Source organism: Vibrio bivalvicida (assembly GCF_001399455.2).
Lineage (GTDB): Bacteria > Pseudomonadota > Gammaproteobacteria > Enterobacterales > Vibrionaceae > Vibrio > Vibrio bivalvicida.
In genome coordinates, this window is record NZ_LLEI02000026.1 from 33,009 (window position 1) to 56,630 (window position 23,622).

General features: G+C 45.3%; 21 protein-coding genes. 12 read left to right on the top strand and 9 right to left on the bottom strand.

All coding sequences use genetic code 11. The annotated features are described in order from the left end of the window. Positions 1–12: 12 nt before the first annotated feature. On the bottom strand, positions 13–1,005 hold the full coding sequence (locus APB76_RS09930; protein WP_054962768.1) for a M48 family metallopeptidase: 993 nt from the start codon (positions 1,003–1,005) through the stop codon (positions 13–15). Continuing rightward, on the bottom strand, positions 1,005–2,180 hold the full coding sequence (locus APB76_RS09935) for a YjgN family protein (RefSeq protein ID WP_054962769.1): 1,176 nt from the start codon (positions 2,178–2,180) through the stop codon (positions 1,005–1,007). The genes APB76_RS09930 and APB76_RS09935 overlap by 1 nt, the downstream gene beginning before the upstream one ends. Positions 2,181–2,506: 326 nt before the next feature. Here APB76_RS09935 and APB76_RS09940 point away from each other — a divergent pair, with 326 nt between their 5' ends. Next, positions 2,507–3,217: a substrate-binding periplasmic protein gene (locus APB76_RS09940; RefSeq protein WP_237767899.1), complete on the top strand. Its 711-nt coding sequence runs from the start codon at positions 2,507–2,509 to the stop codon at positions 3,215–3,217. On the opposite strand, the gene APB76_RS09945 is transcribed toward APB76_RS09940, so the two are convergent. The 3 genes from APB76_RS09945 to rapA all read right to left on the bottom strand — a co-directional run bounded on the left by APB76_RS09945 (position 3,214) and on the right by rapA (position 7,995). Beyond that, positions 3,214–4,176 carry a D-2-hydroxyacid dehydrogenase gene (locus APB76_RS09945; RefSeq protein WP_054962771.1) on the bottom strand — a complete coding sequence of 321 codons (963 nt, stop codon included), beginning with the start codon at positions 4,174–4,176 and terminating at the stop codon, positions 3,214–3,216. The two genes, APB76_RS09940 and APB76_RS09945, sit on opposite strands and share 4 nt — an antisense overlap. 37 nt (positions 4,177–4,213) lie before the next feature. Then, entirely contained in the window at positions 4,214–4,951 is a 738-nt protein-coding gene (gene rluA, locus APB76_RS09950; protein WP_054962772.1) for a bifunctional tRNA pseudouridine(32) synthase/23S rRNA pseudouridine(746) synthase RluA, read from the bottom strand. A 134-nt stretch (positions 4,952–5,085) separates the two neighbouring features. Continuing rightward, entirely contained in the window at positions 5,086–7,995 is a 2,910-nt protein-coding gene (gene rapA, locus APB76_RS09955; protein ID WP_054962773.1) for an RNA polymerase-associated protein RapA, read from the bottom strand. A gap of 475 nt (positions 7,996–8,470) precedes the next feature. On the opposite strand from rapA, the gene APB76_RS09965 reads away from it, so the two are divergent. The 5 genes from APB76_RS09965 (at position 8,471) to APB76_RS09985 (ending at position 13,156) form a co-directional block, all read left to right on the top strand. Further along, positions 8,471–9,847 (top strand): PhoH family protein, encoded by a 1,377-nt coding sequence (locus APB76_RS09965; protein ID WP_049844364.1) that lies wholly within the window; start codon positions 8,471–8,473, stop codon positions 9,845–9,847. A 119-nt stretch (positions 9,848–9,966) separates the two neighbouring features. Next, entirely contained in the window at positions 9,967–10,971 is a 1,005-nt protein-coding gene (argF, locus tag APB76_RS09970; RefSeq protein WP_054962774.1) for an ornithine carbamoyltransferase, read from the top strand. A 249-nt stretch (positions 10,972–11,220) separates the two neighbouring features. After that, positions 11,221–12,150 carry an aspartate carbamoyltransferase gene (gene pyrB / locus APB76_RS09975; RefSeq protein WP_049844366.1) on the top strand — a complete coding sequence of 310 codons (930 nt, stop codon included), beginning with the start codon at positions 11,221–11,223 and terminating at the stop codon, positions 12,148–12,150. A 14-nt stretch (positions 12,151–12,164) separates the two neighbouring features. After that, positions 12,165–12,626: an aspartate carbamoyltransferase regulatory subunit gene (pyrI, locus tag APB76_RS09980; RefSeq protein ID WP_049844367.1), complete on the top strand. Its 462-nt coding sequence runs from the start codon at positions 12,165–12,167 to the stop codon at positions 12,624–12,626. 140 nt (positions 12,627–12,766) lie between these two features. Then, positions 12,767–13,156 carry a RidA family protein gene (locus APB76_RS09985; RefSeq protein ID WP_049844368.1) on the top strand — a complete coding sequence of 130 codons (390 nt, stop codon included), beginning with the start codon at positions 12,767–12,769 and terminating at the stop codon, positions 13,154–13,156. Positions 13,157–13,217: 61 nt separating this feature from the next. On the opposite strand, the gene APB76_RS09990 is transcribed toward APB76_RS09985, so the two are convergent. Further along, positions 13,218–13,409 (bottom strand): hypothetical protein, encoded by a 192-nt coding sequence (locus tag APB76_RS09990; protein ID WP_049844369.1) that lies wholly within the window; start codon positions 13,407–13,409, stop codon positions 13,218–13,220. 101 nt (positions 13,410–13,510) lie between these two features. Beyond that, entirely contained in the window at positions 13,511–14,443 is a 933-nt protein-coding gene (gene mdh / locus APB76_RS09995; protein ID WP_049844370.1) for a malate dehydrogenase, read from the bottom strand. Positions 14,444–14,776: 333 nt separating this feature from the next. On the opposite strand from mdh, the gene argR reads away from it, so the two are divergent. From argR to APB76_RS10020, 5 genes are all read left to right on the top strand, one after another. Beyond that, positions 14,777–15,247: a transcriptional regulator ArgR gene (gene argR / locus APB76_RS10000; RefSeq protein WP_049844371.1), complete on the top strand. Its 471-nt coding sequence runs from the start codon at positions 14,777–14,779 to the stop codon at positions 15,245–15,247. A 331-nt stretch (positions 15,248–15,578) separates the two neighbouring features. Further along, positions 15,579–16,547: a TAXI family TRAP transporter solute-binding subunit gene (locus APB76_RS10005; protein WP_049844372.1), complete on the top strand. Its 969-nt coding sequence runs from the start codon at positions 15,579–15,581 to the stop codon at positions 16,545–16,547. 225 nt (positions 16,548–16,772) lie between these two features. Continuing rightward, on the top strand, positions 16,773–19,352 hold the full coding sequence (locus tag APB76_RS10010) for a TRAP transporter permease (RefSeq protein ID WP_049844373.1): 2,580 nt from the start codon (positions 16,773–16,775) through the stop codon (positions 19,350–19,352). A gap of 100 nt (positions 19,353–19,452) precedes the next feature. Further along, positions 19,453–19,893 (top strand): universal stress protein, encoded by a 441-nt coding sequence (locus tag APB76_RS10015; RefSeq protein ID WP_049844374.1) that lies wholly within the window; start codon positions 19,453–19,455, stop codon positions 19,891–19,893. Positions 19,894–20,041: 148 nt separating this feature from the next. Further along, the gene (locus tag APB76_RS10020) at positions 20,042–20,434 is read left to right on the top strand and encodes a DUF2061 domain-containing protein (protein WP_049844375.1); all 393 of its coding nucleotides are present in this window, start codon (positions 20,042–20,044) and stop codon (positions 20,432–20,434) included. On the opposite strand, the gene APB76_RS10025 is transcribed toward APB76_RS10020, so the two are convergent. Both APB76_RS10025 and rraB read right to left on the bottom strand, forming a co-directional pair. Then, positions 20,431–21,231, bottom strand: coding sequence for a glycosyl hydrolase 2 galactose-binding domain-containing protein (locus tag APB76_RS10025; RefSeq protein WP_054962775.1), 801 nt, complete (start codon positions 21,229–21,231; stop codon positions 20,431–20,433). The two genes, APB76_RS10020 and APB76_RS10025, sit on opposite strands and share 4 nt — an antisense overlap. Positions 21,232–21,369: 138 nt before the next feature. Next, the gene (rraB, locus tag APB76_RS10030) at positions 21,370–21,780 is read right to left on the bottom strand and encodes a ribonuclease E inhibitor RraB (RefSeq protein ID WP_049844377.1); all 411 of its coding nucleotides are present in this window, start codon (positions 21,778–21,780) and stop codon (positions 21,370–21,372) included. Between the two features lie 565 nt (positions 21,781–22,345). Between rraB and arcA the strand changes: the two genes are divergently transcribed. After that, entirely contained in the window at positions 22,346–23,566 is a 1,221-nt protein-coding gene (gene arcA, locus APB76_RS10040; protein WP_049844379.1) for an arginine deiminase, read from the top strand. The last annotated feature ends 56 nt before the right edge of the window (positions 23,567–23,622 follow it).

Consider the following 23,622-nt stretch of genomic DNA (forward strand, 5'->3'; position numbering starts at 1 on the left):
TTTTTGTCTCTGTTATTCACGCGCAGCTTGGATACGCTGCTCGAAGTCGGGGTGAGTGCTCATCCACTCTGGTGGTTCCAATACTTCTTGCTGTTTGAAAAGTTCAAACATTTCCGCCATAGGCTCACTGCTACCATACAAAGTCAGCATGGCTTGCCTAGCGTAAGCGTCAGCTTCCAGTTCAGCCTCGCGAGAGTGACCATTAGAAATAAAGAAGACCCCCAAACCAGCTAAGTTATCTACCACTCCTGAGCCTTCCCCAGTTAACAGTGCAACACCAACCGAAAGTAAACTAGAATGCACCAACTTCTTGATCATATGGCGATGATGAATATGACCAAGCTCGTGAAGAATAATGCTGTCGAGTTGCTGCTTATTCTCAGCTAAAGCGACCAGATCATCGAGTAAGACTATTTTACCGCCCGGTAACGCAAAAGCATTAGCACCAAGTTCTGAGGAACGAAATACCACCTCAACCGGATATGATACCGCTTCGAGGTGCGCGACATGTTGAGTGACACGCTGGCGAATCTCTTGCTGCGCTTGTGGGCTTAATTCACTCTCTTGCCAGCTATTGTCAAAGCTCTCGAGAATCTTATCGCCCAGCGCCACGGCAACATAGTCAGGGATCGTTTTTGCGACCTTATCGCTGGCCCATGGCAGCACATAGAAATAACTGCCCAGCACCACACCGATGCATACAAACGCCGACAACAACCACGCGATCCAGTTGGCTTCTATCTTATCAACCTTACTGCTTCTACGATTACACTCTAGCCAATGACTGACTTCTGCTGTTCTTTCAACAACAAATACCCAGCCATCGGGAAACTTAAATCGCACCGGAAGATTACCAACAGGAACGCTGATGTCGGCGTACTGTTGATCACAACTGATGATTTTACCGTCAACGCGCAAGCTTAACGCGTTAGCTTGTGTCACATCCAGTTGAGCAGGATGGCGCTCTGAGCTACGGGGTGGAAACGCTACCCCATCAAACAGCATTAGTTAATTCCAATTCCTAGATCAAAGGCTTGAGCTACTTCATCCGATACAGCAGATTTTACATTTGAATCTTGGTCTGTCGCCTTTAGTACACTCATATCACCAAATACGGCTGTGTTGTCGGCAACGTAACGCGTAGTGCGGATCATCACCCATGGTCTGGCAATACTTAACGTGACGACCTGGAGTAAAAAGTTAGTAATTACCAGCCCTGTATACCCTCTTGCGGTAAATGACGATTTGAAAGTGTAGGAATTGTCTGACTCTTGATCTAACTTAGCTTGTAACTGATCAAAGACGTAGTTGCGTACTCGTGTCGTTGTGTACGCTGTCAGACCAATAGTCAAAGTGATGAGCCCTAGGTAACCAATAATGAATACCGAAAACTGAGAAGTGCCCATCAAAGAACTGTAATCGCCATTCTGAATTGCCGAAAAATCAAAACCATTGAATGCCGTTAAAGACATTGCAATAACAAGGACAATAGTCAAGGCAATACCTAATCCCATCGCTTTGAGGTATGTTTTAATAAAGAAGCCAGTTTCCAGTTCGGCACTAAACTTCCAATCTCCATATCGATACCCGTTAGCAAAATACTTATGCGCGCCAACCACGACCCATGCATACACCGCAGCCATGAAAACCAAAGACGCGATCCCCAATACCGTAGCGGCAACTTTAGAGATACTAGACACAGCGACTATCACCGCAACATAAGCAGCCATGGCCAGCAAAGCACCCAAGCCCCGCCCCATTAGCGACAAATACGCTTCTTTCAAAGACGAATCAAAAGAGAAATGAACATTGCGGTAACTTGTCATCGCGGCATCAAAGCGAGCGTTGCTCCATAACAACCAAGGAAGAGCAGCATAAAAAGCCAGAAGGAGAGCAGCACTCACAGCAGGGAAAAAGGCGTTTGCCACACCCCAAGCGATCAGCACCGCGATTGCGACAAGACGTCCTTTGAGGATCTGCATCGGCTGGGCGTGATATTCAAAGTTATCACCATTAATATAGGTATTACCGTAGAAATAACGTTTTGTTCGGACCTTCGCCCAAGCTGAGTAAATACCCAATGTTATAATAGAAAGTAGAACATTGACTATCCAAATGCCGAAGAACTCTCCCCCTTTTCCCTGAAACTCAACCGGGTTAGTGATACGTTTTTCTTCCATATTGTTAATATCCTGACGTTGTTAGCTAATTATATAAGCTAAACAATCTCTTACATTTCATTCTCAACGTCTATTCCTTAGAGCCAACAAAATGCAACTAATTGATATTCATCACATATAGCAATACAGATTAATACATAAATTTTACATACTACTCAGCCTGCATAGCTATATTGACTTATGACTCAACTATTTGGGTTCGTTTACTGTCTTTTATTGGCTTTGTGGTAGCTTTAAATACTTATAAAAATCCAGCTCTTCTAGAATTAAAGAAGATAGTCAGACAGGAAACGAGTGCCTTGGTAAAAACTTTACTCAGTTTTTTTATACTTCAATGCTTTTGGTGTTTTGACGCAAATGCCAAAAGCTCACCAGAAGTAATACAAATTGCAGCAGGAAACTGGGCTCCCTTTATTGGTGAAACGCTTGAAAACTACGGTCACGTAGGTGATACCATTCAGCAAGCCTTCGCCAACCAAGGGTACCAAGTAGAGTTTCACTTTTACCCTTGGAAAAGGGCTTATAAAAAGGCCAGCGAAGGAGAGTATGTCGCCACCGCAGTTTGGATGTATGCCGAAGAACGAACGGAGTTCTTTAAGTACAGCGATCCCGTTGCTCAGGAGCAATTCGTATTTTTCCACTTACAAGAGATACCCTTTGACTGGCAATCATTGGCTGATATAGAAGGAAAACAGCTTGGTGGTGGTTTAGGTTATAGTTATGGTGCCGAGTTAGACCAAATGCTAGAACATAAGCGTATCAGCATGAACCGTGTCGAGAGCCCAGAAAAAGCTTTTCAGCTGCTCAAATACCGTAGAGTGGAATTAGTTCCGGAAGAGAAACATATTGGCATGTACGCGCTTAGCCAACTGCCGCTTGAAACACAAAAGTTAATCACTTATCACCCAAAACCTTTTCTCACTAACGACAGCTATTTGATGTTTTCTAAAGCCCACCCAAAAGCGCAAGCCTTAATGGAAGTATTCAATCAAGGCTTAGCACAACTTAAGGCATTACCCAAAAAGCTTGAGAACTAGACTACGCGGTTCTGCTGTCTACCTTTAACAAAGGCGACGATGTTGTCGATCAGAATCTCGGCCAGTTTTTGAATCGATGAGTCACTGCCCCAAGCGACATGTGGTGTAAGAAGTAGATTTGGCAAATGCATGTTAGCAATCAAAGAGTTGGACTCATCCGCAGGCTCATCAGTAAACACATCAAAACCCGCACCTCTTATTACGCCATGCTTGAGTGCATCGATAAGTGCTTCTTCATCGACCAAGCCGCCACGTCCGGTATTGATGACTATACTTGAAGGTTTCATCGATGACAGTTCTTGTCGACCAATAAGGTGCTCTGTCTGCTCGTTAAGTGGGCAATGCAGAGTAAGTACATCAGAAACAGCTAAGACCTGCTCAAAAGGCAAATAACCCTCGCGACACTTCTTCGCACCTTTATGCTCAGCAAACAATACATGCATGCCCAATGCCTTAGCTAAGGCTGCTGTTGCTTGACCCAACGCACCGGCGCCAATCACACCCATTGCCGAGCCCGCAGTATCGCTAATTGGGTGAGTGAAGAAGCAAAACTGTTTGTTACGCTGCCACTCTCCGGCAGCGATATCGTTGTGATAGCCTTTTAAGTTGCGCTTTAATGCGAACATCATAGCTATAACATGTTCTGGTACAGATTGCGTTGCATAGCCTTGAACATTAGTCACTGCGATCCCGCGTTCTTGACAGCTAAGCGTATCGACGTTGTTGAAACCTGTGGCTGAGACTGCAACAAGCTTTAGATTAGGTAACTGAGCTAAGACATCTCGATCCAAGACGACTTTATTCGTAATGACGATTTGGGCATCTTTGGCCCTCTCGACAACTAATTCTGGTGCGGTGAAATCATACTCGATCCACTGATGATCGAAAGGTAGATGAGGCAATTCAATTTGAGTTGGGATCGTAGCACGATCTAGAAAAACAATAGTTGGCAGCGACATAAGATCTCCTTGCGCTGCCGAATCTATCCTTGAATTATTATGGGCGTGGCAGCAATTTGTAGTCTGGTAATTCTCGCACAAGTGAAAAATAGTTAAAGATCATCGCTTCTGCTTCAAGATAGAAATCACACGGTACAAAGCGAGTTTGTAGTAACTCGGTATCAGGGTGATAAAAACTGAGTTCTGTCGCATGCAATTCCAAGCGCGAAGAATAAGCGAACGCTTCAGCGTGCGAGTAAAACTCATCACCAACGATGGGGTGACCCAACGCTTGCATATGAACTCGAAGCTGATGGGATCGACCAGTAATCGGTAGCAACCTGACAATCGTGGTTTTTTCTTCATGTTTTACCACTTGATACAAAGTCTTTGATGGCTTGCCGTCTTCAAAGCAAACTTTTTGTCTAGGGCGTTTTTCCCAGTCACAAATTAAAGGCAGGTCAATTTCTCCCTCTGACTGCTCGACATGACCCCAAACACGCGCGTAATACACTTTGTGCGTCAACCGATACTGAAATTGTTTCTTAAGCGAGCGTTCAGCTTCTTTGTGTTTTGCAAAAAGCATCAGACCTGAAGTGTCCATATCGAGGCGATGCACCACTTGGATCTCGGGGTAGATATCCACCAAACGAGACCACAAGCTATCGTAATGTTCTGCTAAACGCCCTGGCACAGACAAGAGTCCCGATGGTTTATTAGCCACCAAGATATGTTCATCTTCGAACACCACATCAACCCAAGGATCTTGCGGTGGGTTGTATTCAGTCATTGCCATGAAAGAATCTCTTTCCTAAAAAACAGAAGCATCATTCCCACTATCGATGTAGGAGTGCAGCCAGGAATCTCTGCCCACTGGAAAGATTCCTGACATCTCGCTCCTTGATTCAGCAATGATGTATATGACGAAAATCAGTTATGACTTACAACAATCATGCGTAAAGAATCTAGCTGATACTGAGCTTCGCTGATATAACCTGTCAGCAGTTTAATCTGCTCATCAATCGCTTCAATCTCTTCATCACGGATATTAGGATTGACCGCCTTCAACGCTTGCAGACGCTCTAGCTCGCTATTCAAGCTTGCTTGCATCTCTTGTTGCGCCTGATTGCGAATCGCCTCAACTTTGTCGACGATAAGCTTTTCGCCAGCCTCAACTAACTGGTGAACTTGCGCCTGAACTGAAGCAACGAGCTTGGTCGCAATATGGCGACCGACTGGGCTCAACTGACGGTTGAAACTCTCAAACTCTACCTGAGAAGATAGGTCATTGCCTTTACCATCAAGCATCATTCGGATTGGCGTCGTAGGTAAGAAACGGCTGATACCACTGCGCTTTGGTGCTTGTGCATCAACCTTGTACACCAACTCAAGCAGCATAGTCCCAACGGGTAGTGCTTTGTTTTTAAGGAGTGAAACCGCGGTTGTACCCACACCCTCGCTCATTAGCAAGTCGATCCCCCCCTGAATCATTGGATGTTCCCAACTGATAAAGTTCATATCTTCACGCGACAGAGCCGTTTCACGATCAAAGGTAATCGTTGCACCTTCATACGGCAGACCAGGGTAGCTTGGTACTAGCATATGCTCCGATGGGGTGACCACTAGAGCGTTTTCACCTTTGTCATCTTGGTCTAAGCCAATGGTATCAAATAGGCTCAAAGCAAAAGTGACTAGATTAGTGTCACCATCGGTCGCAGCAATCTTATCCACTATAGCCTGCGCTTTTTCGCCGCCATTCGAGTGCATCTCAAGCAGACGGTCACGGCCTTGTTCAAGTTGTGCTTTCAGCTCTTTATTAAGTGCTGCAGACTCAGCGATCACTTCGTCAAGGTCGCTGGTGTCACCCGAAGCCAGCATCTCAATTAAACGCTGAGAGTATTTATCGTAAACTGTACGCCCCGTTGGACAGGTTTCAGCAAACGCATTGAGCCCCTCTTCAAACCAACGCGCCAAGATAGCCTGCGATGTACCTTCTAAATAAGGCACATGAATATCAATATCGCGGTTCTGACCAATACGGTCTAAGCGGCCTATACGCTGCTCAAGCAGGTCAGGGTTAAATGGTAAATCGAACATCACAAGTTGGTTAGCAAACTGGAAGTTGCGACCTTCTGAACCAATTTCGCTACAGATCAGAACCTGCGCACCACCTTCTTCTTGAGCAAAATAAGCCGCCGCTTTGTCACGCTCAAGAATAGACATGCCTTCATGAAAAACAGTGGCGCGTATGCCTTCGCGCTCACGTAGCGCCTGTTCAAGTTGCAACGCTGTACTGGCGCGAGAAGCGATAACTAGAATTTTTTCGCTACGTTTCTCTGTTATTTTTTCCAGTAACCAGTTTACGCGGCTATCGAACTGCCACCAACTTGCATCATCGCCTTCGAACTCTTGGAAGATTTCCTCTGGGTATAGGTTCTTCAGTGCACGAGCTTCAGGGCTAATCTTGCCACCAATCAAGCCGGATACGCGCATAGACGTGCTGTACTGCTGCGGGATTGGCATCGGTAGTAGGTTGACGTAGCGCTGCGGGAAACCTTTTATTGCCGCACGAGTATTTCTGAATAGAACGCGACCTGTACCATGCCGATCCATCAGGTTATCGATCAATTCCTGGCGTGCCGTTGCTTTTGCTTCTTGATCTGAATCGCTTTCAATGATGCGGAACAATGGCTCGACATCCTGCTCTGAAAGCAGCTCTGTGATTTGGTTCTTTGCTTCATTCTCTAATAATTGACCTGAGAACAGCGCACTGACCGAGTCGGCTACTGGCGCGTACTGCTCTTCTTCTTTGACAAACTCTTGGTAATCAAAGAAACGGTCAGAGTCTAATAGACGTAGACGGGCAAAATGACTTTCACGACCTAGCTGTTCTGGTGTTGCAGTTAGCAGCAAAACACCTGGAGTACGTTCCGCTAACCCTTCCACCACTTGGTATTCTCGGCTCGGTTTCTCAGGGCTCCACTCTAGGTGATGCGCTTCATCGACGACCAATAGGTCCCACTCACCTTCTAGGGCTTGTTCAAAGCGCTTGCGGCTCTTACGCAGAAAATCGAGTGAACACAGTACATATTGCTGCGTATCAAAAGGGTTATCTGAGTCGGCAAATGCTTCGATGCAGCGCTCCTCATCAAAGATAGAAAAGTGCAAGTTGAAACGACGCATCATCTCTACCAACCACTGATGCTGCAACGTTTCTGGTACCACAATCAGAATACGCTCAGCACGACCAGCCAATACTTGCTGATGAATGATCATACCGGCTTCAATGGTTTTACCTAGACCAACTTCATCTGCGAGCAGAACACGAGGGGCGTGGCGACGACCCACTTCGTGTGCGATGTAAAGCTGGTGAGGAATCAAACCCGCACGCATGCCACATAAACCACGCATTGGGCTTTTATGCTGCTGATATTGGTTCATCAATGCACGATAACGGAGCACAAAGTTATCCATGCGGTCGATCTGACCGGCATACAACTTATCTTGAGGCTTGTTAAAGCGAATCTGGTTGCTGAGCATGATTTCACGTAAAATCACGCCTTCTTCGCCGCTGTCTTCACGCACACCAACGTAGCTAAATAACCCTTGGTCTTCGACCACTTGCTCAACTTTAACAGACCACCCTTCCTGGCTATCAATCACATCACCAATATTGAAGGTTACTCTGGTTACGGGCGCATCATTTCGAGCGTAAACTCGGTTCTCTTCAGAAGCTGCAAACATTAATGTCACAGTACGAGCATCCAATGCTACAACGGTTCCTAAACCTAGGTCGCTTTCCGTATCGCTGATCCAGCGCTGGCCCAAAGCAAATGTCATGAATCGACTACCTCATCTATTAATTCAAAAATGGGTCTATTTATTTTAGTAACTCTTACGCAACTTGAAAGGCAACTGACGAGGAAACAATGGTGTCAGCCGTTGCGCGGAAAAAGGTCGCTAATCTTACTCGAAGCTGTGACATTGGTCACGTACAAAGGCCTCAAAAACCAACAATTTTTTATCCAACTTGAGGATGACATCAAAGTGTAAGAAATCAGTGGCACTTCTAAACAGGAGTGTTGAAAAACGAGATTATACTTATTGATGAAAGTACATCATTTCGCGTCAAGTTTCTGACTGGCACGAGAGATGCATTTGATAGGATGACGATCAACACGGGTTTGCAGTTTTTGTAGTCAAACCATCAGCGTATTCTGATTGCCAGGCTACATTACTGCAAGCAACCGCAGGTAGACCACTTCATGCAAAAGTATGAAGGGTAAGCAAGCCGCAGCGCGGCAAGGAGACGCTTATGGGTGACACAGACCGGAAGCTTTTTGTCCTCGACACCAATATTCTGCTACACGAACCACTAGCCATCTACTCATTTAAAGAACACGATGTCGTCATCCCGATGACTGTCCTCGAAGAGCTCGACAGGATCAAAGACAGTAAACGCGATGTTGCTCGCGATGCCCGTGTGGCAATACGAGCACTCGAAGCCATGTTTAAAGACGCCACACCAGATGAAATTTCTGAAGGCATCCCTATCAACAAAGACAAAGAGGGAACAGGTCATATCGCGATTCTGGCTGACTTTGAACTGCAAGAAACCGTTAAGGCCTTTGCCGACAAAGCGGGTGATAATCGTATTCTCAACGGTGTGCTTTATTTACAGAACAAACGCGCTCCGCGTGAAGTCATCTTGGTCACCAAAGACATCAACATGCGTCTTCGTGCCAAGGGAGCCGGCGTTCGTTTTGTTGAAGATTACCGAACCGACCAATTGATTGATGATGTTCAATATCTCACCAAAGGTTTTCAACAAATCGAGGGAGAGTTCTGGAGCAATATCCACAATGTAGAGAGTAAGAACCTCGCAGGTCGAACATACCACACCCTTGATAGAGAGCCATTCGAACCCACTTACATCAATCAATATGTGATTGATGAGGAAAGCGACTTTGCCGGGCGTGTCGAAGAGATCGAAGACGATACTGTCACGATTAAAGATCTCAGCCGTGAACGAATGATGCACCGTCGCGCATGGGATATTACACCGAAAAACATCTACCAAGGCATGGCGCTTGATGCCTTACTCGATCCCGACATCGACTTGGTGATCCTTACCGGAGCAGCTGGTAGTGGTAAAACTCTTCTCGCTCTGGCTTCTGCTCTTGAGCAGACTATTGAGCAAGGCATGTTTGATAAGATCATCGTGACACGTAACACGCCAGATATTGGTGAGTCGATTGGCTTTCTGCCCGGTAGCGAAGAAGAGAAGATGCTGCCTTGGCTTGCTGCCGTCACCGACACCTTAGAGGCGTTACATAAGAATGATCATTGTACTGAAGGCTCGCTAAAATACATCTGTGATAAAGCCAACATTCAGTTTAAGTCGATCAACTTTATGCGCGGACGTTCGATCCAAAATGCGTTTGTGTTGCTCGATGAATGTCAAAACCTGACCGCATCACAAATCAAGACTATCATCACACGCTGTGGTGAAGGAACCAAGATCGTATGCTCAGGTAACTTAGCTCAGATAGATTCACACTACTTAACCCCTGTGACATCAGGCCTAACCTACATGGTTGAACGCTTCAAAAACTTCGAAGGTAGTGCCAACATTCACCTCAATGGTGTGGTTCGCAGCCGCCTAGCGGAATATGCCGAAGAGAATTTATAGTCACACTTGCCGAGATATAATTCATATCTCGGCATTTTATTTAAATAATTATTCACAAGCAGTGGTTAAGTATGATTAACTAAGGCCATAATAATGAATGAACATTCAAGGACTGGAGCATGGCTTTTAATCTACGTAACCGAAACTTCCTTAAGCTACTCGATTTCTCCCCTAAAGAGATCCAGTTTTTGCTCGATCTATCGGCTGATTTGAAGAAAGCCAAATACGCTGGAACTGAGCAAAAAAAACTAGTCGGCAAAAACATCGCTTTGATCTTTGAGAAAGCCTCTACGCGTACTCGCTGTGCTTTTGAGGTTGCGGCATTTGATCAAGGAGCACAAGTTTCTTATATCGGCCCGTCGGGTTCTCAGATCGGACACAAAGAGTCAATGAAAGACACTGCGCGTGTTTTAGGTCGTATGTACGATGGGATCGAGTATCGTGGTTTTGGTCAGTCAATTGTTGAAGAACTTGGCGCTCATGCAGGTGTACCTGTATGGAACGGCCTCACCGATGAGTTTCATCCAACCCAGATCCTTGCTGATTTCCTCACTATGCTTGAGCACGGTCGCGGTAAATACCTGCATGAAATTAAGTTTGCCTACTTAGGTGATGCGCGTAATAACATGGGTAACTCTTTACTAGTTGGCGCAGCTAAGATGGGCATGGACATTCGCTTAGTCGCACCAAAAGATTTTTGGCCAGAACAGGAGCTGGTTGCAACCTGCCGGGAGATAGCACAACACACTGGCGCTAAAATCGCTCTCACTGAAAATGTCGAAGAAGGCGTTAAAGGTTGTGATTACCTCTATACCGATGTTTGGGTATCAATGGGCGAAGCACCCGAAGCTTGGGATGAGCGCGTCGCCAAGATGACTCCGTATCAAGTCAACATGGATATGATTAGCAAAACGGGCAACCCGCTGGTTAAATTTATGCACTGCCTTCCTGCTTTCCATAATGACGAGACAGTAATAGGTAAGCAGGTCGCTGATAAATACGGCATGAATGGCCTAGAAGTCAGCGAAGAGGTATTTGAGTCAGAGCACTCTATTGTCTTCGATGAAGCGGAAAATCGCATGCATACAATTAAAGCTGTGATGGTTGCCACACTCGGCGCTTGAACTTAGCAAACAAGTGACAACAAAACCCTCGATGTAATCGCTTGCGTTAACAAATCTTCGGCGTATAATGCTCGGCAATTTGTCTGGAGGTAGTAAAACAATGCCACGTAATTCGTGCTCTAAAAAGCGTATTACATTAGGTAAGCCAAAATGCTTATCGGCGCTGGTTTTTCTATTTCTACCGATTTCTAAAGCCTCCCGTAATGGGGGGCTTTTTTGTGCCTCAAATTCATGACTGGGAAGATGACTATGACAAACACGCTTTATAACAAGCATATTATCTCGATTCCTGAGCTTTCTCGTGAAGAGCTAGAATTGATTGTCAAAACGGCGGGAGAATTAAAGGCTAAGCCTCAGCCAGAGTTGATTAAAAATAAAGTCGTTGCAAGTTGCTTCTTCGAGCCATCTACCCGTACTCGTTTGTCTTTCGAAACTGCCATTCAGCGTATCGGTGGTGATGTGATTGGTTTCGATAATGGCGGTAACACCTCGCTGGCTAAAAAAGGGGAAACGTTGGCAGATTCAGTGCAGGTAATCTCTTCTTATGTTGATGCGTTCGTTATGCGCCACCCTCAAGAAGGTGCCGCACGACTAGCGTCTGAGTTCTCCAACGGTGTCCCAGTCATCAATGGTGGCGATGGCGCAAACCAACACCCAACCCAAACGCTACTCGACTTATTCTCAATAGCTGAGACGCAAGGCCGTCTCGATAAGCTCAATGTTGCTTTCGTCGGTGACCTGAAATACGGCCGCACCGTTCACTCTCTAACTCAAGCACTAGCGAAATTTAATAATGTTCGCTTCTTCTTTGTCGCTCCAGAAGCGCTGGCGATGCCAGATTACATCTGTGAAGAGTTAGATGAGTCAGGTATCGAATACAGTTTACATACCGATATGGAAAGCGTGATTCCCGAGCTAGACGTGCTTTACATGACTCGCGTACAGAAAGAGCGCTTCGACGAATCTGAGTATGCTCATATCAAGTCAGCTTACATTCTAACCGCCGCACTATTAGAAGGCGCGCGTGACAACCTGAAAGTACTTCATCCACTGCCACGTGTTGACGAAATTACAGTTGATGTCGATAAAACATCGCATGCTTACTACTTTGAACAGGCAGAAAACGGCGTTTACGCTCGCCAAGCGTTGCTTGCCCTTGTCTTAAACGAAACACTGTAATCGAGGAAATCATCATGACTAAAGAAACTCAATTGCAGGTTGAAGCAATTAAAAACGGCACCGTAATCGACCACATTCCGGCACAAATTGGTATTAAGGTTCTCAAGCTGTTCTCAATGCATAAGTCGCAACAACGTGTGACAGTCGGTCTCAATCTACCTTCATCAGCCCTAGGGCACAAAGATCTGCTTAAGATTGAAAACGTGTTTATCAGCGAGGAACAAGCAAGTAAGCTTGCTCTGTACGCACCACACGCAACGGTCAATCAAATCGAAGACTACCAAGTAGTGAAGAAGCTGCCGCTTGAGCTACCGGAACAAGTGAATAATGTATTTGAATGCCCAAATACCAACTGTATTACCCACGGTGAGCCAGTAGAAAGTAGCTTTAAGGTATTTGAGAAGAAACAAGATATTCGCTTGAAATGTAAATACTGCGAGAAAGTCTTCTCACGTGAAATCGTCACTGAGCGCTAAACAAACTCTGGTTACTCAATAAGCATAAATTGACTATCCTCGCTCGTTTAGGGCGAGGATTTTTACTTTACCCAACCGCTATTTCGCGGCACACTGAATCCCCTAAATTCTGTTCACCCCAAAATAGATGGAACATAATAATGACTAAAGTACTTCACACAGAATCAGCTCCAGCAGCAATCGGTCCATACGTACAAGGTGTTGACCTAGGTAATATGGTACTGACTTCTGGCCAAATCCCAGTAAACCCAGCTACTGGTGAAGTATCTGCAGATATCGCAGAGCAAGCTCGTCAGTCTCTAGACAACGTAAAAGCTGTAGTAGAGGCTTCTGGCCTAGCTGTCACAGATATCGTAAAAATGACGGTATTCGTTAAAGACCTTAACGATTTCGGCACAGTGAATGAGGTTTACGGTCAGTTCTTCGATGAGCACAAGGTAGCTAACTACCCTGCCCGTTCATGTGTTGAAGTTGCTCGCTTGCCTAAAGATGTCGGTATCGAAATCGAAGCGATTGCTGTACGCAAGTAATCCGACATATAGATTGAAAAAGCGAGCTGATTAGCTCGCTTTTTTGTTGGTACTTTCAGCGCTAGTAGTACTTATCGCATCCCTGATGAAGTTGAGGATCTTCCATCAAATCCTTGATATCTACCTCGAATTTTTGGTGAGAATTCCGCTCTTCAATCACCACGGCTCCATGTTCCTGATCAACTTCAAGCACAGTTCCGATCCCTTGCTGACACTCAACCAACATGCCTTTCTCGATTTTACTAATATCCATTTTACGTTCCTCCGTTGTTATTAAGTTTACATCTAGGTGCGTAAAAAGGATCAAAAAAGCCGACTTAGAAAAGTCGGCTTTCGGTTTAAGCTTAGGTTTGACTACTTAACGAAATCAACACCTGTTTGGATATCACCGTTCAGTGTTTCTAACATGCCGTCGAGTGCCGACTTTTCAAAGTCACTTAGCTCACCGTAGCTCAGTACTTCTTCAACGCCTTCTTTACCTAACTTCACTGGCTGAGCGAAGAATGGAGCATGTTCACCGTCACCTTCCACATAAGCGTATTCAATCACCTCTTCACCTTGAAGAGCCTTGACCAGAGCAAGACCGAAACGACAAGCAGCTTGACCCATAGATAGAGTCGCAGAGCCACCGCCTGCTTTCGCTTCAACCACTTCAGTACCCGCGTTTTGGATACGCTTAGTCAGTGCTGCTACTTCTTCATCACTAAACTCAACACCTTCAACTTGAGAAAGCAGAGGAAGAATCGTTACACCCGAGTGACCACCGATAACAGGAACGCGAACATCACCAGGATCTTTGTCTTTTAGATCAGCTACGAAAGTCTCAGAACGAATCACATCCAGAGTCGTTACACCAAACAAACGACGCTTATCGTAAACACCCGCCTGCTTAAGCACTTCAGCTGCGATTGGTACAGTGGTGTTCACTGGGTTTGTGATGATACCGACAAGCGCTTTAGGACAAACATCCGCAATTCTTTGCGCTAGAGATTTAACGATACCCGCATTCACGTTGAACAGATCCGCACGATCCATACCTGGCTTACGCGCAACACCCGCAGAAATAAGCACTACATCAGCACCTTCTAATGCTGGTGTTGGATCTTCACCTGCATAACCTTTAATTGATACTGGCGTTGGGATATGGCTTAGATCAGCAGCAACCCCTGGTGTAACAGGTGCGATATCATACAGGGCTAGATCTGAACCAGCAGGAAGACGGTTTTTCAGTAGTAGGGCTAGGGCTTGACCGATGCCACCAGCGGCACCAATAACGGCTACTTTCATCGTAGTTCTCCTTGAGACGATTCTCTTATATATGTTTTGTAGAGCGATTTGTAATCAACTAGGTCAAACTATAGTAATCACAACCTGATTACAATCAATTAACGTCAGCTTTGCGACCTTGCGCAATCCGACAAAAACGTGCCACATGCATCGAGGCTATTATCGTCTCCTTCACCTTTAATGACAAAGGTTTAAGCAAGATTTCTGTCAATAATTTCTGCCAAATTTACAGTGATATACTAGACAGAAATCAGGCTTCACATTGGCACTATCTGCATAGCTATGCGAGAATATTCACTTGCTTTTTATAAAAACCAACATAGAAAGAGAACCATGCGCCATTCTGAAAAACAAGATAACCTCGTTCGTGCGTTCAAGTCCCTACTCAAAGAAGAACGTTTTGGATCCCAAGGCGATATTGTCGAAGCTCTGAAGAACGAAGGGTTTGAGAACATCAACCAATCGAAAGTCTCTCGTATGCTGACCAAGTTCGGTGCTGTGCGTACTCGCAACGCCAAAATGGAGATGGTTTACTGTCTTCCTGCCGAGTTGGGCGTACCGACTGTGTCTAGCTCGCTACGTGAACTGGTTCTAGACATCGATCACAACAATGCGTTGGTCGTCATTCACACCGGTCCTGGTGCTGCCCAACTTATTGCCCGCCTACTTGATTCTCTTGGTAAAGCTGAAGGTATCTTAGGCGTCGTAGCTGGTGACGATACTATCTTTATCACCCCAACCCTTTCGATTACCACAGAGCAACTTTTTGCCTCGGTGTGCGACCTGTTTGAGTACACAGGTTAGTTTCATATACATCGACAAAATACAAATCACGCCGCCAAATTCGCGGCGTGATTGAGATCACATCTTAAAAAAATCTTCCCTTAGCTAAGCTCTCAATATAAGCCAATGATTTATATAAGGTTTACCTTGAAAATATTCCAGATGCATTGGGTTAATATTCAGGCATTTTGTCTATATTCTTTAACATCCGTGTAATTATGTGCCAATTTTTTGCTATTATTCAGCCACTTTTTCAACATACGGATTGAAAAAGATGCCGTTTCCAGTAATAGGAAACGCCCCTAGCAACTACACTTGCTAGGGGTTAATAATGAATAAGGAAGGGACATTCATGGCATTGAACAAACTTATTAAGGTTGGTGCGATTGCAGCTGCTGTAATGGGCGCTGGCGCAGTTAACGCTCAAGAGTTCATCACTATTGGTACGGGTTCTGTGACTGGTGTTTACTATCCTACGGGTGGTGCAATCTGTAAGCTAGTAAACAAAGGCCGTAAAGAACACAACATTCGTTGTTCTGTCGAGTCGACTGGTGGTTCAATCTACAACGTGAACACTATCCGCGCTGGCGAGCTAGACTTCGGTATCGTTCAGTCTGATTGGCAGTACCACGGCTACAACGGTACAAGTAAGTTTGCTGAGCAAGGCCCGTACAAGAAACTACGTGCAGTCTTCTCTCTACACACAGAACCATTCAACATCATCGCGCGCAGCGACGCTGGGATTGAAAACGTTGCAGACCTTAAGGGTAAACGTGTCAACATCGGCAACCCAGGTTCTGGTGACCGTGCAACAATGGGCGTTGTAATGGAAGCAATGGGCTGGACTAACGATGACTTTAAACTAGCGTCTGAGCTGAAAGGTTCTGAGCGTTCACAAGCACTTTGTGATAACAAGATTGATGCGTTTGTTTATGTTGTTGGCCATCCGAATGGATCTATCAAAGAAGCAACCACTTCATGTGACGCTAAACTCGTTTCAGCAACGGGCGCGAAAATCGATGAAATTGTTGCCAACAATCCTTACTACGCATACAGCACAGTACCCGCCGGCATGTACCGCGGTACAGACAAGGACGTAAACAGCTTTGGTGTTGCAGCAACTATGGTGACAACCACTGACGTTTCAGACGAAGTTGCGTACAACGTTGCTAAATCTGTATTTGAAAACTTCGATACCTTCAAGCGCCTACACCCAGCGTTTGCAAGTTTGAAGAAAGAAGACATGGTGAAAGCTGGTCTTTCTATCCCTCTACACCCAGGTGCAGAGAAGTACTACAAAGAGATCGGTCTACTTAAGTAAACCCTCTTTTGCCAAGGAGGCACATGCCTCCTTGGTTCGTAGTCGCTGTCTGGTTAAAGCTACATTCAAATTTTGAGTTTCACACTCTTGAAACTCACCCTCGTTTTACACCTAAGAAAATCACACAACTGAGTAATATTTCATCTTTTCACTACACTGAAAGATGCTAAATAAAGGTTCTGATAATCATAAATACATGGACCATTTATAATAAGGATTAAGTACATGTCGAAGACAACAACTCCGTCTCAAGATGTGCAAGAAATGGTAGCTCAATCCGATACTGGTGCACGTGCCCCTTCAGGGCTTCCTGGTCGCATCTTATGGTTTGTGCCGCTATGTTGGTCACTGTTCCAACTTTGGTACGCATCCCCTTTGCCGTTCATTTTTAACTTTGGCGTACTCAACGATACTGAAGCGCGTTCAATTCACCTAATGTTTGCAGTATTCCTAGCATTTACTGCCTATCCAGCAATGAAAAACTCGCCAAGAGACCGCATCCCAGCCGTTGACTGGCTGTTAGCGTTAGCGGGAAGTTTTTCTGCCGCATATATCTACATTTTCTACACCGAGCTTGCTGGTCGCTCCGGTGCACCTACAACGCCAGATATTGTGATTGCTGTAATGGGTATGCTATTGCTCCTTGAAGCAACACGCCGGGCTTTAGGCCCACCACTGATGGTTGTCGCGGCAGTCTTCTTACTGTACACTTTTGGCGGCCCATACATGCCAGACGTCATAGCCCACAAAGGGGCAAGCCTCAATAAAGCTATGTCGCATTTATGGCTAACCACTGAAGGCGTATTTGGTGTTGCACTTGGTGTATCAACGTCATTCGTATTTCTGTTTGTTCTGTTCGGAGCCATGCTAGAACGTGCGGGAGCTGGTGCATACTTTATTAAAGTGGCTTTCTCGTTACTCGGTCATATGAAAGGCGGCCCTGCAAAAGCTGCCGTGGTCGCATCTGGCCTATCAGGACTGGTTTCTGGTTCATCCATCGCTAACGTAGTGACCACAGGCACATTCACCATTCCACTGATGAAACGTGTCGGTTTCCCCGGCACTAAAGCTGGTGCAGTAGAAGTTGCAGCTTCTACTAACGGTCAGCTAACTCCGCCTATCATGGGCGCCGCAGCCTTTCTGATGGTGGAATATGTCGGTATCTCTTATGTCGAAGTTATCAAGGCAGCGATTCTTCCAGCCCTGATCTCATACATCGCTTTGATTTACATCGTCCACTTAGAAGCGTGTAAAGCAGGCATGACAGGCCTACCTCGCCGCCACAACCCAACGCTACTGGCTAGCTTGCTCTCTTTCACTGGCACCATTCTTGGCTTGTGTGTGATAAGTGCTGCTGTGTACTACGGTGTTGGCTGGACCAAAGATGTATTCGGTGAAGCGGCCACTCCAATTGTAACTGTCGCACTACTTCTGGCTTATGTTGCTCTAGTCAACATTTCAGCCAAGTACGCTAAAGAAGGCGCAATTGAAATTGATGCAGAGCTGACGGAAGTACCCGATCCGGGTCCAACGATTAAGTCAGGTTTGCACTACCTACTACCAATCGTGGTGCTGGTCTGGTGTTTGACAGTAGAGCGTTTCTCTCCAGGCTTATCCGCCTTCTGGGCAACGGTATTCATGATCTTTATCTTGATCACCCAACGTCCTCTTATGGCCGTATTGTCTAAACAAGGATCTATTGCCGAGCAGACCAAAGAAGGCTTTGTCGATCTATTAGAAAGTCTTGTTGCTGGTGCGCGCAATATGATCGGTATCGGTGTTGCTACCGCCGCCGCAGGGACAGTTGTCGGTGTCGTGACGCTGACAGGTATCGGCTTGGTAATGACCGACTTTGTTGAGTTCATCTCCGGCGGTAACATCATCTTAATGCTATTGTTCACCGCTGTGATCAGCCTGATCTTAGGTATGGGACTCCCTACCACAGCAAACTACATTGTTGTTTCAACACTGATGGCTCCGGTAATCGTCACCTTAGGTGCACAAAGTGGTTTGATCATCCCGCTAATCGCCGTCCACCTATTTGTGTTCTACTTCGGTATTCTTGCCGATGATACACCTCCAGTAGGTCTTGCGGCCTTTGCAGCGGCGGCAATCGCTAAATCAGACCCAATCCGGACTGGTATTCAAGGCTTCACTTACGATATTCGAACCGCAATCTTGCCGTTTATGTTTATCTTCAACACCCAATTACTGTTGATGGGTATCGATTCATGGTGGCATTTGTTGCTCACGATCATATCTTCTGTGATCGCAATGCTGATATTCTCTGCAGCAACACAAGGCTGGTGGTTTACTAAAAACAAATGGTGGGAAACGCTCCTGCTGCTTGCTTTGACCTTTACCTTCTTCCGCCCTGGTTTCTGGTGGGATCAAATCTATCCGGCAAAAGTCCTATACCCTGGTACTGAAATCGCACAGATTGCCGAAGATCTAAACGTTGGTGAAGAGATAGAACTGCTAGTAGCAGGTGAAAACCTTGAAGGTGACTACGTCTCTAAAACGGTTCGTCTGCCGTTTGAAGATAAAGCAACAACAGCCGAAGAACGTATTTCCTCTATGGGCCTGATGCTTAATAGCGCCAACGGACGTATGTTAGTCGATATGGTGGAATTTGGCAGCCCAGCCGAATCTGCTGGTGTCGATTTTGACTGGGAGATTCGTTCTGTGGTTGTTGAAGCCGATCGTCCGATGAAAGAATGGGTATTTGTCCCTGCGCTGATGCTGTTGATTGGCCTTGGCCTTAACCAGAAACGACGAGCTCGAAAGGAACAGATGAGCGCGTAACTTAGTCAGCCCCACTGTCAATGTGGGGCTACAATTAAACTAAGGATGCATTAATTCCACTTGGTGTGTTCGCAGCAAGTGACGACAAAGAGAAATAACAATGTATAAGCAAATTCTTGTTCCAGTCGATCTCAATGACAAAGGCTTTTCTGACAAGGCGGTAGAACTCGCGGTCTGGCACGCTAAGCACTCAAACGCACAAGTGCACCTACTTAACGTGTTACCAGGAATTCACATGTCGATGGTTGCGACTTATTTCCCAAAAGACGCAGCACTAAAAATGAAAGCAGACGTCGAAAGCCAATTAAAAGACTTTGCTATTAAGCACATTGATGAAGATGTGGTATACAAGGTTCATGTTGCAGAAGGCAAGCCGTATTCAACCATTTTGGACTTTGCTGAAAAGCTCGGCGCAGATCTTATCGTTATGCCGAGTCATAAACGCTCGAAGATAGACAAAGTGGTGCTTGGTTCTGTAGCAAGCAAAGTGGTGCAGAACTCCCCTATCAATGTCTTGGTTGTAAAGCCTCAAGGTTCATAACCAAAGTACAACGGAAATCCAAGGCGCTCAATTACGAGCGCCTTTTTAATAGCTATATCCTATCAATCATATCGACAAAAGCCGTTTTCATCAATACGAATAATTATCAATAATAACCTCATGGCAAGACAAGATACAGGTTATTAAGATGAAGAAAACAATCACATTCGCAACCATTCACTTTAGCATTGCATTCACCGTCGTTTACCTACTGACAGGTGACATTCTGATTGGTAGCCTAATTGCGATGATTGAACCTTCAGTCAACACCGTCGCTTTTTATCTCCACGAGCGCGTATGGGCAAAAAACAAATTGCTAGCGACTTTATCTCGCTCGGCGAAAATTAAAACCACCAGCTTTGCCATTGTTCACTTCAGTGTTGCTTTTGGCGTTGTTTACCTAATGACTGGAGATGCGTTGATTGGTGGAATAATGGCGGCGATTGAGCCAACCATTAACACCATTGCTTATTACTTCCATGAGAAAATGTGGCTGCGTAAACAGCAAGATAACCAGTACTGGGGATGCGCTCACGCTTAAAGCGGGTAGTGGGTAACGCACATGTCCTTACTTAACCCAACGTTGAAACGCTGGGTTTGACCGTCTAAATTAACTTCGAGCAGGTATAAGTCTTCTAGATTGGGGGCGTCACTATCTGCATAGATTGGTGCTTCAATTTGAAATAAGGCGCTGGCACGGTTGTCTCGCACATCAATAGGCAAATGGTAAGTCATGCCATTAAACTTGACTGACGCAGAGACTAAGCCCGATGAGTAGGTCTTGTAGTGCAAACCAACTAAAAACTCACATCCACCACCATGGTGCCATATTTGCTCAGTGGTCACATGTTCCAATCGCATATGACGGATAAACTGTAAGTAGGGCTCTTTCCAAACCCCCAAACGATTGTCGAATTTTTTATACGCATCTTCACCTAGCTGACACAGACCCAACTGATCTTCTTCAAATAGCAGATCTTCCTCTTCTTCTAAGAAGAGAATCTCAAAACGATTACGGCCAAGTTGTAGGTAAGGACGAATATCTTTCTTGTATTCTGCTTGAGTACCATCACAGTCAAATAGCGCGACACCGTTGAGGCGCACTTCTGCGTGATAATCTACCCCACCTAGTACTAAGTCCACCGCAGGAAAAGCCATCATTGCTTCATCGACTTCGATATCATGCATTAAATGCCATTCTTGCTCGGCAATATCCGATTCAGATAGATAATCAGGCAAAACCTGACTTATTGGTGCTGGAAATGTCACATCATCTTGTGGGATGGATAAATCAGTCAAGGGGGAGACTTGCCACAGGCCAGCAAGGGAGAGTTCCATATATCTATATCTTGTCCTGGATCAAAGTTGAGTCGATTATAATGCCAACTCGGCAAGAAAAGATATATCTCGTTTAAGGCAAAAACAAAAATACCAGCCGATTAGCTGGTATTTTCAAGATTCTATCAGTAGATGAACTTACTCTTCATCGTCTTCTTCTGGGTACAAGGCATCTTCACCTTCGTAATAGGTGCCCCAACCGTCATAAATGATGTCGAACTTCTCTGCAAGATGTACCAGCTTTTCAACTTGTGCATCAATCGCTTCTGGGTTTAGTGCAGATTCCATCGTTGCATCACAGCAAAGCAACTTGTTGCCATCTTCATCTTCTGTTTCTTCTGCTTCAAGTACTTCAAAGCCCATCTTAAAGGCTTCAACAACAGCTTTTTCTAGCGTAGCAAAATCTTCAGCAAACAGATGGTGCTCAATCTCATACAAAGCATCTGGATCACTGCCGTCTTCTAACAAAGCTTGGATGATTTCGCGAGTATCTTCCTTTTGAATCTCAATTAACGCTTCAACAGATAGATATTCATCTTCGTGAGACATAAGTCGTGCTCCAGATAGTGACAAAATTGATCATTATATACCGCGACGAAATATCGCATGGATCCAGAGAAATTACTACCCAGAATATGGTTCGATCCCGATCTTTCTTCACCACTTCAAGTTAGATCAATTAAGATCCACTTCACAGTTATAGGAATTAACAAATTTTTATCATTGTCACAATTCAGAACTTTCTCTCTATTTCTAAACATCCTTGCAAATGACGCGAACTGCGTTTTTATCTCTAGCCTATGCATAGACTGGACAAATGGCCAAATGAATAAATAGGTAACGATAAACCTTACAGACTCCAATTTGTGCATAGCTATGCTCTAGGACCCTCGAAAAGAGCAATCCTTTCCAGCGTTAGTAATCGCATAGCAACGCATCTTTCCTTGCACTCTATGAAATCACAAAACAGCACAAGCAGGCACTCCAGTAGGAAAGCGTGAAACATATAACCAATAAATAAACAAAACACAGTACTACCAACCAGTATGTTAACTTGCATCTTTATAACAAACTTGTCATAAATACGCTCAGGAACTAATTGTAAGGATACGAAATGAGTAAGTTGTACGTAGGCTCTGAAGTTGGTCAACTAAGACGAGTACTGTTAAACCGTCCAGAGCGAGCACTCACCCACCTCACCCCGTCAAACTGTCATGAGCTGTTGTTTGATGATGTATTGGCTGTTGAGGCAGCGGGTGAAGAACACGACAAGTTTGCCGATACTCTGCGTAGCCAAGATGTCGAGGTATTACTGCTTCACGATCTACTTGTCGAAACCCTTACCGTTGACGAGGCGAAAACTTGGCTTCTTAATACCCAGATTTCAGATTTCCGCTATGGTCCAACTTTTGCCAAAGATTTGCGCCATTACCTATCAGAGATGGACAATGAGCATCTCGCCACTGTATTGCTCGGTGGCTTGGCGTATTCAGAGTTACCAATTCAATCTTCTTCTATGCTACCACGTATGCATCGTCCACTGGATTTCGTGATTGAACCGCTACCGAATCATCTGTTTACCCGCGACACATCCTGTTGGGTATATGGTGGCGTGTCACTCAACCCTATGATGAAACCAGCCCGTCAACGTGAAACCAACCACTTGCGTGCTATTTATCGCTGGCATCCGGTATTCGCAGGTCAAGACTTTATTAAGTACTTCGGTGATGAAGACCTGCACTACGACAACGCCAACATTGAAGGCGGTGACGTACTGGTTATTGGTAAAGGTGCTGTGCTTATTGGTATGTCAGAGCGGACAACTGCTCAAGGTGTCGAAAACCTTGCTGCAAAACTATTTAAACACGGTCAGGCGAAGCAAGTTATTGCCATCGAACTACCTAAACACCGTTCCTGTATGCATTTAGATACCGTGATGACGCACATGGATATCGATACCTTCTCGGTTTACCCAGAAATCATGCGTAAAGATCTCAACACTTGGCGTCTGACACCTAAAAACGACGGCGAAATGAAGGTCGAACAAGTACCTAGCTTTATTCACGCGATTGAAGAAGCATTGGGCTTGGATTACCTCAAGATAATTACCACTGGTGGTGACAGCTACGAAGCGGAACGTGAACAATGGAACGATGCTAACAACGTGCTAACGGTGAAACCGGGCGTTGTGATTGGTTACGAGCGTAATGTCTATACTAACGAGAAGTATGACCAAGCGGGCATCAAGGTTCTTACCATTCCAGGCAATGAATTAGGCCGTGGCCGTGGTGGCGCTCGTTGTATGAGCTGCCCTATTGAAAGAGATGGCATCTAAGCGAGAAGCGAGAAGCGAGAAGCGAGAAGCGAGAAGCGAGAAGCGAGAAGCGAGAA

Coding starts and splice junctions, on each gene's coding strand:
- APB76_RS09930 (WP_054962768.1), bottom strand. CDS start 1,005: ATGCTGTTTGATGGGGTAGCGTTTCCACCCCGTAGCTCAGAGCGCCAT.
- APB76_RS09935 (WP_054962769.1), bottom strand. CDS start 2,180: ATGGAAGAAAAACGTATCACTAACCCGGTTGAGTTTCAGGGAAAAGGG.
- APB76_RS09945 (WP_054962771.1), bottom strand. CDS start 4,176: ATGTCGCTGCCAACTATTGTTTTTCTAGATCGTGCTACGATCCCAACT.
- rluA (WP_054962772.1), bottom strand. CDS start 4,951: ATGGCAATGACTGAATACAACCCACCGCAAGATCCTTGGGTTGATGTG.
- rapA (WP_054962773.1), bottom strand. CDS start 7,995: ATGACATTTGCTTTGGGCCAGCGCTGGATCAGCGATACGGAAAGCGAC.
- APB76_RS09965 (WP_049844364.1), top strand. CDS start 8,471: ATGGGTGACACAGACCGGAAGCTTTTTGTCCTCGACACCAATATTCTG.
- argF (WP_054962774.1), top strand. CDS start 9,967: ATGGCTTTTAATCTACGTAACCGAAACTTCCTTAAGCTACTCGATTTC.
- pyrB (WP_049844366.1), top strand. CDS start 11,221: ATGACAAACACGCTTTATAACAAGCATATTATCTCGATTCCTGAGCTT.
- pyrI (WP_049844367.1), top strand. CDS start 12,165: ATGACTAAAGAAACTCAATTGCAGGTTGAAGCAATTAAAAACGGCACC.
- APB76_RS09985 (WP_049844368.1), top strand. CDS start 12,767: ATGACTAAAGTACTTCACACAGAATCAGCTCCAGCAGCAATCGGTCCA.
- APB76_RS09990 (WP_049844369.1), bottom strand. CDS start 13,409: ATGGATATTAGTAAAATCGAGAAAGGCATGTTGGTTGAGTGTCAGCAA.
- mdh (WP_049844370.1), bottom strand. CDS start 14,443: ATGAAAGTAGCCGTTATTGGTGCCGCTGGTGGCATCGGTCAAGCCCTA.
- argR (WP_049844371.1), top strand. CDS start 14,777: ATGCGCCATTCTGAAAAACAAGATAACCTCGTTCGTGCGTTCAAGTCC.
- APB76_RS10005 (WP_049844372.1), top strand. CDS start 15,579: ATGGCATTGAACAAACTTATTAAGGTTGGTGCGATTGCAGCTGCTGTA.
- APB76_RS10010 (WP_049844373.1), top strand. CDS start 16,773: ATGTCGAAGACAACAACTCCGTCTCAAGATGTGCAAGAAATGGTAGCT.
- APB76_RS10015 (WP_049844374.1), top strand. CDS start 19,453: ATGTATAAGCAAATTCTTGTTCCAGTCGATCTCAATGACAAAGGCTTT.
- APB76_RS10020 (WP_049844375.1), top strand. CDS start 20,042: ATGAAGAAAACAATCACATTCGCAACCATTCACTTTAGCATTGCATTC.
- APB76_RS10025 (WP_054962775.1), bottom strand. CDS start 21,231: ATGGAACTCTCCCTTGCTGGCCTGTGGCAAGTCTCCCCCTTGACTGAT.
- rraB (WP_049844377.1), bottom strand. CDS start 21,780: ATGTCTCACGAAGATGAATATCTATCTGTTGAAGCGTTAATTGAGATT.
- arcA (WP_049844379.1), top strand. CDS start 22,346: ATGAGTAAGTTGTACGTAGGCTCTGAAGTTGGTCAACTAAGACGAGTA.